We start from the raw sequence: 8,848 nt of genomic DNA on the forward strand, positions 1-8,848 counted from the left end.
CTCCCGTCGTCGCCCGAAGGGCGGCCCCGCGGCGTCTGGTGCGTGCTCTCGGCGTGCCGGGCGGAAGCCCGCGTACTGGACGTACTTGGGCTTTCGCCCGGTGCGGCGAGAGCGCGTGCCAGGCGTCGCGGGGCAGGCGGGAGTTTGACGGCAGGCCCTAGCAGCGTACGCAACCCCCCACACCCCCGAAGCACCCGTGAGGTTCCGCCATGCCCATCGACCCGTACGCCGCCCTGAACGCCATGCTCCGCGCCGAGGCCGCCCGCTTCTCCCCGCCCGCCCGGAAGGAGGGCCAGGACCGCCCGCGCGCCGACCGGGCCCCTGCCGACCGGACCGTCCCGCAGCCCGCCACCGCCACACGCCGAGCGCGACCCCGAGCCCGGTTCCGCGGGCGAGCAGCCGCAGCGGGACCAGCCCGCCGGTTCGGCAGCGTGGCGCCGGACGGCACACGACGGTACCGGTAGCCGCGCTCTCAGAGTATGCGGGCACCGGCGCCGGTCCCGCGCGCGGGGCTCAGTCCTCCCGCGTGTAGTACCGGTAGAAGGCCCCGATCCCGACGCCCAGGCCCACGAACAGGCCGACGGTGGTGGCGCGGAGCACGGACTCGTTGGTCAGGCTGTGCAGGTAGCCGGCGGCGATGCCGGCGAAGACCCCGTACGCGGCGGCGTGCAGCTCCCGCTTCAGCTTCGGGCCCACCCGGGCGAGGGTGAACATGACGGCCGCGAAGATCACGCCGCACAGGATCCCGTAGAACACGTTGCCCGCGTCGACCGGGCCCATCTGGCGCTTGATGAAGGCCGCCCAGACCCCGTAGACGAGGCCCATGAGCAGCGCGCGGATCAGGCGGTTCCGGTCGGTGTGCCGGTCCGCGTCCGCCGACGTCATCTGACGGTGGCGCCGGGGGACGGTGGGTGCCGCATGTGCCATGGCGGGGCTCCTCTCTTCCACCCTCAAGGGCACACCCGGCACCCCGGAGCGGCAAGTGGATCACTCGTCCGGGCGGTGCGGACCGGGCTCCCGGAGGGAATGCGGGCCCCCGGACGCAGCAGCAGGGGTGGCGCCCGCCACGGCACCCGGCTTTCCCTGGTGACGTGCGCACCTACCTGTCGGCGGCCCTCATCGTGCTCGTGGCCCTGCTCGTGCCCGCGAGCGCGGTCGCGTACTGGGCCGACCGCCGGCTCGGCGACGCCGACCACTACACCGCGGCCATGGCCCCGCTCGCCAAGGACCCGGCCGTGCAGGAGGTGGTCGTCGTCCAGGCCACCCGGGCCCTCTCCGGGCAGATCGACGCGGGACCCTTCCAGGGCGCCGTGGACGCCCTCCTCGGTGACGCCCTGCGCTCCTTCGCCGGCACCCCCGCCTACCGCACGGCCTGGGAGACGGCCAACCGCGCCGCGCACACCGCCTTCCTCGACGCCCTGAACACCGGCCACGGGGACGCCGTCACCGTGGACCTCGCGCCCGTGATCGCGCAGGTCAAGGAGGAACTGATGGCGGACGGCGTGCCCTTCGCCGACCGCATCCCGGAGACCCACCTCTGCGTGAAGGTCATGGAATACGACAACCTCGGCGCGCTCCGGGAGGGGTTCCACGTGCTCCAGATCGCCGGAGTCTGGCTTCCCGTACTGACCGTGGTCCTCGCGGTGGCGGCCGTGGCCGTCGCCGTCCGGCGCAGGCGGGCCGTCCTCGCCACCGGCGCCGGACTCGCGGTCGGCGCCGTCCTGCTGTGGGCCGCGGTGGGCGTGTGCCGCCGCATCACGCTCGACGACCTGCCGTCCGACGTCGACCGGCCCGCCGCGGCGGCCGTGTACGACGCGCTCACCGCCTTCCTGCGGACCACCGCCTGGGTGGTGCTCGCCGTCGGACTGGCCACCGCGCTCGCCGCATGGCTGGTGGGCCGGCTCCGCCGCACCCCATAAGCTCGGAAGGTACCCATCCTCCGCAGAACTCCCCAGAACGACCGATTCGCGAGCGGCGACACGGAAGCGGAATGACCACCGAACGACGCACCGAGCACATACCGTCCGGGCGATCCCGGACCCACCCCCTGGCTCCCCCCGCCTGGCTGCTCGCGGGACTGCGGCCCGGCAGCGCCCCGATCCCCTGGGCGGCGGCCGCCCGCGCCGGCATCGCGATGGCCGTCCCGCTCGCCGTCGGCTTCGCCCTCGACGAGCCCGAATACGGCGCCCTCGTCTCCATGGGCGCCCTCGCCGGGGTGTTCGGCGACACCGCCGACGCCTACCGGATGCGGGTCCTGAACATCGCCGTCCCGCAGGCCTTCGGCGCCGTCGGCGTGGCCGTGGGCACCCTCGTCTACGGGCAGGGCTGGCTCGCCGTCGCCGTCCTCACCCTCGTCGCCCTCGTCTCCGGAATGGTCTCCTCGATCGGCACGGTCGCCTCCGTGTCCGGACTGCTGCTCCTGCTCAACGCCGTCGTCGGAGCCGGCCTGCCGATGCCCCGGCCCTGGTGGACCGCGCCGCTGCTCCTCACCGCCGGCGGACTGTTCGTGCTCGCCCTGACCCTGCTGGCCTGGCCCCTGCGCGGCAGGCAACCCGAACGGGCCGCCGTCGCCGCCACCTACCGGGCGCTGGCCGGTGCCCTGGAAGCCTGCGGCGGACCCCAGGACGTCTACGACGAACGCCGGCAGCAGGTCACCCAGGCCCTCAACCAGGCCTACGACCTCGTCCTCGGCCGCCGGGCCCGGGTCCACGGACGCAGCCCCTCCCTGGTGCGGATGCTGGCCCAGCTGAACGTACTGATCCCGATCGCGGAGGCCGCGCCCGCCGCCCACCTGCGGGGCCGTCCGCTGCCGGCCGAGATCCCGGCGGCCGTACGGGAACTGGCCGCGGCCGTCGAGGAGGGCCGCACCGGAACCCCCGCCCTCACCCTGCCCGCCCCGCACACCCCGTCCGAGCGGGCCATCGACTCCGCGCTGCGGCACGCCGCGGCCATCGTGCACCTCGCCGAACCGGACCCGTACAACGTCGACGACCGCCTCGGCCGGCCGGCCGCACTGCGCGTCCGGGCCCGGCGCGGGGTCCGCGACATGATGCTGTCCGAGGCCTCCTGGCGGTACGGGCTGCGCCTCGCCCTGTGCATCGGCCTCGCCCAGTCCCTCGTCTCCCTGATCGAGGTGGAACGCTCCTACTGGGTGGCCCTGACCGTCACCTTCGTCCTGAAGCCGGACTTCGGCTCGGTGTTCTCCCGCGCCGTCCTGCGCGCCCTGGGCACGGCGGTCGGGCTGGTCCTCGCCGCCGCCGTCCTCGCCGAGGTACCGCGCGGCTGGTGGGACGTACCGGTGATGATGGTGCTCGCCGCCCTGATCCCGGTCTTCTCCGCCAAGGGGTACGCCTTCCAGACCGCGGCCATCACCCCCGTGATCCTGCTCCTGTCGGACCAGCTCAACCACGAGGGCTTCGACCTCATCCTGCCCCGGCTCCTCGACAGCCTGATCGGCTGCGCCATCGTCCTGGTCGCCGGCTACCTGCTGTGGCCCGAGAGCTGGCACACCCGCATCGGGGACCGGCTCGCCGACACCGTCGACGACGCCGCCCGCTACGTGGAGCGCGCCTTCGCCCCCGTCGCGGACGACGCCGAGCTGCGCGCCGCCCGGCAGTCCCGTCTCCAGGCCCGGCGCCGCATCTACCGCGACCTGTCGGGGGTGCGCAGCGAGTTCCAGCGGGCCCTGACCGAACCGCCGCCCACGGGGGACCGGGCGGCGGCGTGGTGGCCGCTGGTGGTGGCCGTGGAGCGCATCGTGGACGCCACCACCGCAGCCCGGGTCCGCGTCAACCACGGCGCCGACCCGCCCGCGGCGGGCGAGGTCGACCGGATCGCGCGACAGCTCCGCGAACTCGCCGAGCGCGTCCGCAGCAACCGGATGCCGGTCCGCGTGGACACCCCGCCGGAACCCGCCGCAGCCGGGGTCCTGTCCCCGGTCCACCACGAACTGGCGGCGGCCCGCGCCATGTCCCACCTCCCCTCCTGACGCCCCCGGACGGAGCAGTGGCCGGGCCGGGAGGCCGGGGGCGGGGGAGCATCGGTACATGCGGAGCCCTCACGCGCTGGTGCTCGCCGCCCTGCTGGCGGCGGCCGCGGCCGGCTGTGCCGACGTGGAGGGACTGCGCAGCTCCGGCGACCTCGGCACCGCGCACGCCCCCAAGACCCTGTGGAAGGAGTACCGCCCCGACCCGCCCGGTCCCGGGCAGCAGCCCGGCGCGGCCGCCGCGGTGCCCGGGCTGCCCGCGCCGAAGGGCCCGGGCATGCGCGGGGTGGACGCGCTGGCCGTCGTACGGGCCGACATCACCTCCGCCACCGCCGAGGACGGCGGCACCGGCCGCCTCGTCGACCCCCGGGCCGTCCAGCGGCTCGCGCTGTGCACACAGGCTGTGGACGGCGGCCCGTACTGCCCCGTCCGGCCCGGCGTCCTGCACGACCTGACCGGGGACGGCCAGGACGACCTGATCACCGCCCTCGACGTGGACGGCCGGCTCAGCGAACTGCGCGTCTACACCGTCCGCGGCGACGGCAGGATCGCCCGGATCCTGGCCCGGCGCGGAGTGCTGGAGGGGGTGGAGGTGGCCGCCGAGCACCTGGCGGTCCGCGAACCGACCTCGAACCCCGCCTACATCTCCGTCTCCGACTACGTGTGGGACCCGAAGGCCCGCAGCATGAGCCTGACCCAGCTGACCCTGGACGACTGCCCGGCGATCACGGACGTCCCGCTGAGCGAGGGACGGACCCGATGCGCGCGCTGAGCAGCCTGCGCTGGAAGATCGCCCTCACCACCACGCTGGTGTGCTGCACGGTGGCCGCCGCGCTGGGGATCCTGGTGCACAACGTGGTCGCGCGGCAGGTCGTCGGCGAGGTCCGCAAGGACGTCGAACGCGACCTCGACCACGCCCTCGGCCACTACGAGTACGGCACCTCGCACGGGGACGTGAACGTCGCCCTGGACCCGCCCGGCCTGCCCCGCCCGCTGCGCGAGCTGGTCGCCCGCGGACGGACCGGCAGCATGGTCGGCACCCAGGACGGCAAGCCCGTCATGTGGGCCGCCGGGCCGGCCGACCGGAAGGCCCTGGCGGTGTGGATCCCGTACGCGAACACGCGCCACCGGCTGCGCGACATCGACACCGCGATCCTCGTCTCCTCGGTGGTCGCGGCCGGGGTGGTGGCCCTGGCCGGCGTGTTCCTCGCCGACCGGATCAGCCGCCGGCTCACCACGGCCGCCGCCGTCGCCCGGCGGATCAGCGCCGGGGACCTCGACGCCCGGGTGGCCTTCCCCGCGGACACCGGGCCGGGGGCGCGCCGCTACCACGACGAGGTGCGGGACGTCGCGCAGGCGCTGGACTCGATGGCCGCCTCGCTCCAGGAACGGCTGGAGGCGGAGAAGCGGTTCACCGCCGACGTCGCGCACGAGCTGCGCACCCCGCTGACCGGTTCGCTGGCCGCCGCCTCGCTGCTGCCCGAGGGCCGGCCCAAGGAGATGATCAACGACCGGCTGAAGGCCCTGCACCTGCTCACCGAGGACCTGCTGGAGGTCTCCCGGCTGGACTCCGGGGTGGAGCGGGCCGACCTGGCCCAGGTGGAGCTGGGCCGGGCCGTGGAACGGGCCGTCGCCGGGACCCGGCTGCCCGCCGAGGTGCGGATCGTGCGGGACGCGGTGGTGTTCACCGACCGTCGCCGCCTGGACCGGATCCTGGCCAACCTGCTGGTCAACGCCCACAAGCACGGGCGCCCCCCGGTCGAGGTGACGGTGGAGGGGCCGGTGGTGGTGATCCGCGACCACGGCTCCGGCTACCCCGCCGAGCTCATCGAGCAGGGCCCGAAGCGGTTCCGCACCGGGGACCCCGGGCGCGGCCGCGGCCACGGGCTGGGCCTGACGATCGCGGCGGGCCAGGCGGCGGTGCTGGAGATCGAGCTGGGCTTCGCCAACGCCCCGGACGGGGGTGCGCTGACGACGCTCCGGCTGCCGGTGGGCCGGCTGCCGGAGCCGGGCTGAAACAGCCCCGCCGGCGGGATCAGACGCCGATGTTCTTGCCGTCCTTGCGCCACACGGACACCACCGCCGGTCGGACGATCTTGCCCGGGCCGTCGGGCCACACCGACTGCGGCTTCTCCACGGACGCGCCGTCGATCTCGCCCGGGTGCTGCACCGAGACCAGCACGCGCCGGTCCTGGACCAGCGGTCCGCAGGTCTCGGCACCGCGCGGGACGGTCAGGAACTGCTTCAGCTCACCGCGGCGCTCGCCGGCCGTCGCGACGCCGAACAGCCCGTCGTGCGAGCCCAGCTGGTTGCCGTCGGTGGAGATCCACAGGTTGCCGTGCGGGTCGAAGGCCACGTTGTCCGGGCAGGAGATCGGGCTGACCTTGTCCTTCGGGAAGCCCGCGAAGTAGGTGGCCGGGTCGTTGGGGTCGCCGGCGACCAGGAAGAGCCGCCAGGCGAAGCCGTCGCCCGCCGGGTCGTCGAAGTTCTCGGCGAGCTCCAGGATCTGGCCGTGCTTGTTCAGGTTGCGCGGGTTGGCCTCGTCCGCGCCCGCCTTGCCCGGCTTGCCGCGGTCGGTGTTGTTCGTCAGCGCGATGTACACGCGGCCGGTGCGCGGCGACGGCTCGACGTCCTCGGGGCGGTCCATCTTGGTGGCACCGGCCTTGTCACCGGCCAGGCGCGTGAAGACGAACACCTCCTCGGCGGTCATGCCCTCGACGTGCGAGACGTTGCCGGAGGGGGAGGCCGTGGCCAGCTTGATCCAGACGCCCGAGCCGTCGAACTCGCCGTCGGCGGGGAGCTTGCCGGAACCGTCGATCCCGGCGGCCGGGGAGTCGCCGGTGAGCTTGGCGACGTAGAGGGTGCCCTCGTCGAGCAGCGTGAGGTTGTGCTCCTTCGCCGCGCGCGAGTCGCCCTTCATCATCCGCTTCGAGGAGACGAACTTGTAGAAGTAGTCGAAGCGCTCGTCGTCGCCCATGTACACGACCGGGCGGCCGTCCTCGGTGAGGCGGGGCTGCGCGGCCTCGTGCTTGAAGCGGCCGAGGGCGGTGCGCTTGCGCGGGACGGAGTTCGGGTCGTACGGGTCGAGCTCGACGACCCAGCCGAAGCGGTGCGGCTCGTTGGGCTCCTGCGCGACGTCGAAGCGCTTGTCGAACCGCTCCCACTTGCGCTCGGATGCGCCGGAGGTCACGCCGTAGCGCTTCAGGCGGGCGGCCTGGGCCGGGTCGGTGACCTGGCCGGCGTTGGCGAAGTACTGGTTGAAGTTCTCCTCGCCGTGGAGGGTGGTGCCCCACGGGGTGGTGCCGCCGGCGCAGTTGTTGAGGGTGCCGAGCACCTTGGTGCCGGTGGCGTCGGCGGAGGTCTTCAGCAGGGCGCTGCCCGCGGCCGGGCCGGTCAGCCGGAACTCGCTGGTGGCGGTGAGGCGGCGGTTGAGCTGGTGGCGGCTGACGGCCGTCAGCTTGCCGCTGCGGTGGTCCTCCTGGACGACGACCACGGACAGGCCGTGCGCGGCCCAGGCGATCTCGGCCTGCTCGCGGGTGGGGTTCGCCGGGTCGTAGCCCTTGAACATGAGGTTCTCGTCCGTGTACTCGTGGTTGGCCACGAGCAGCTGCTGGCGCTCGTACTTGCCGCCGAGCGGGAGCAGGCTGAGGAAGTCGTTGTTGTAGCCGAACTGGCCGGCCTGGGCGGCGGCGGTCTGCTTGTCCGGGTTGAAGGCGGGGGCGCCCTTGAGGATCGGGTCGCCCCAGCGGATCACCAGGTTCTGCTCGTGGCCCTCGGGGACGGTGACCTTGTCGTCGGTGTTCGGGGCGACGGGCTTGAAGCGCAGGCCGCGGGCGGCCTCGCCCGCGCGCTTGGCCTCGGTGTCGGACACGGGGGCGGCGCTGGCGTTCTGGCCGCCGCCCGCACCGAGGGTGACGGCGGTGCCGGCGGCGGTGGCGACCGTGACGACGGCGGCGGAGCGCAGCATGGAGCGGCGGGAGTAGGCGCGGGCTATGACGTCGCCGGCGTACTCGTTGTCGCTGGTGTTGGGCACCTCGTGGAAGCATGCGTCGCCGCAGCGGTAGCGGCAGGTGAGAGCGGAACGGCCGCTGCCATGCGGGTTGCCGATGAGCGGCAGGAGCTTGCGCACGAGGGTGTCCTCCGGTGAGAGTGCACGGCGCCGACGACGTGTCGGTACGAATTCAGCCGCGACGGTAGGCGGGTGTTGCGCCAATGCGGCGGCGGCGGGGTGAACGCTGGATGAACCCGGCACGGCGGAGGGGGAGTTCGGGGACGGGCTCCGGTTGGGTGGGAGGGCGGGCGCCACGAAAGGCGCCCCTGCCGAAGTTCCAGCCAAGGGGCCGATAACCTTACGTGTCCACTCTGGGCAGGGATCAACCGCGCAGCACGGACAAATGACGCACGCACTCATGCGAAAGGCCTGGCCCATGGGTATTCGGAGCTTGTTGCGCAAGGTGTTCGGACGGACTGCGGAGCCGGTCCCCGAGACGTCGGACGCCCCTTCGTCGGCGGCCGTTCCGAACCAGGCCGAACGGACCCCCCTGGACGCGGCCGCCGAACTGGTGGCGGCGTCCTTCGACAACCCGACGGTCCCGCCGCAGTCCGCGCCGCGCGACCGTGAGCCGGGGACGGTGCTCACCGCCGCCCCGGCCCCGGCGGCGGACCCCACGGTCCCGGAAGCCCGCCGCCCGCTGCCTCCGGCGGTTCCGGAGGGTACGGGAGCTCCCGCGACCCCGGAGTCCCCCGCCGCGGTCCCGGCCCAGCCGACCAGCGGAACCGGGGCCGAGGCCCCGGCGGCCGAGGCCGCAGCGCAGGTGCAGGAGGCCGAGCTCCGTCGCCGCTGCCCCCGCCGAAGAGGCCGCA

Annotated in this window: 6 protein-coding genes and 1 pseudogene; 5 read left to right on the top strand and 2 right to left on the bottom strand. The window is 74.1% G+C overall.

The genetic code is table 11. The features are described 5' to 3' along the window. Positions 1-513: 513 nt before the first annotated feature. Positions 514-927, bottom strand: coding sequence for a hypothetical protein (locus SSNG_RS17070; protein ID WP_007265117.1), 414 nt, complete (start codon positions 925-927; stop codon positions 514-516). Positions 928-1,091: 164 nt separating this feature from the next. Between SSNG_RS17070 and SSNG_RS17075 the strand changes: the two genes are divergently transcribed. The 4 genes from SSNG_RS17075 to SSNG_RS17090 all read left to right on the top strand — a co-directional run bounded on the left by SSNG_RS17075 (position 1,092) and on the right by SSNG_RS17090 (position 6,001). After that, on the top strand, positions 1,092-1,919 hold the full coding sequence (locus SSNG_RS17075) for a hypothetical protein (RefSeq protein WP_007265118.1): 828 nt from the start codon (positions 1,092-1,094) through the stop codon (positions 1,917-1,919). Between the two features lie 71 nt (positions 1,920-1,990). Next, entirely contained in the window at positions 1,991-3,988 is a 1,998-nt protein-coding gene (locus tag SSNG_RS17080; protein ID WP_128636998.1) for an FUSC family protein, read from the top strand. A gap of 58 nt (positions 3,989-4,046) precedes the next feature. Next, complete coding sequence (locus SSNG_RS17085; RefSeq protein ID WP_007265120.1) at positions 4,047-4,757, top strand: hypothetical protein; 711 nt, start codon at positions 4,047-4,049, stop codon at positions 4,755-4,757. Beyond that, the gene (locus tag SSNG_RS17090) at positions 4,745-6,001 is read left to right on the top strand and encodes a HAMP domain-containing sensor histidine kinase (RefSeq protein WP_042801195.1); all 1,257 of its coding nucleotides are present in this window, start codon (positions 4,745-4,747) and stop codon (positions 5,999-6,001) included. The genes SSNG_RS17085 and SSNG_RS17090 overlap by 13 nt, the downstream gene beginning before the upstream one ends. Before the next feature lie 19 nt (positions 6,002-6,020). On the opposite strand, the gene SSNG_RS17095 is transcribed toward SSNG_RS17090, so the two are convergent. Continuing rightward, positions 6,021-8,114 (bottom strand): PhoX family phosphatase, encoded by a 2,094-nt coding sequence (locus tag SSNG_RS17095; RefSeq protein WP_007265122.1) that lies wholly within the window; start codon positions 8,112-8,114, stop codon positions 6,021-6,023. 298 nt (positions 8,115-8,412) lie between these two features. Between SSNG_RS17095 and SSNG_RS42990 the strand changes: the two are divergent. Beyond that, positions 8,413-8,848, top strand: a pseudogene (locus tag SSNG_RS42990) (hypothetical protein); the annotation flags it as partial.

Origin of the sequence: Streptomyces sp. C (assembly GCF_000158895.1) — a bacterium.
Taxonomy (GTDB): domain Bacteria; phylum Actinomycetota; class Actinomycetes; order Streptomycetales; family Streptomycetaceae; genus Streptomyces; species Streptomyces racemochromogenes.

What these genes read in the sequence shown, in the direction of transcription:
- SSNG_RS17070 (WP_007265117.1), bottom strand. Translation starts at nt 927, where the DNA reads ATGGCACATGCGGCACCCACCGTCCCCCGGCGCCACCGTCAGATGACG.
- SSNG_RS17080 (WP_128636998.1), top strand. Translation starts at nt 1,991, where the DNA reads ATGACCACCGAACGACGCACCGAGCACATACCGTCCGGGCGATCCCGG.
- SSNG_RS17085 (WP_007265120.1), top strand. Translation starts at nt 4,047, where the DNA reads ATGCGGAGCCCTCACGCGCTGGTGCTCGCCGCCCTGCTGGCGGCGGCC.
- SSNG_RS17090 (WP_042801195.1), top strand. Translation starts at nt 4,745, where the DNA reads ATGCGCGCGCTGAGCAGCCTGCGCTGGAAGATCGCCCTCACCACCACG.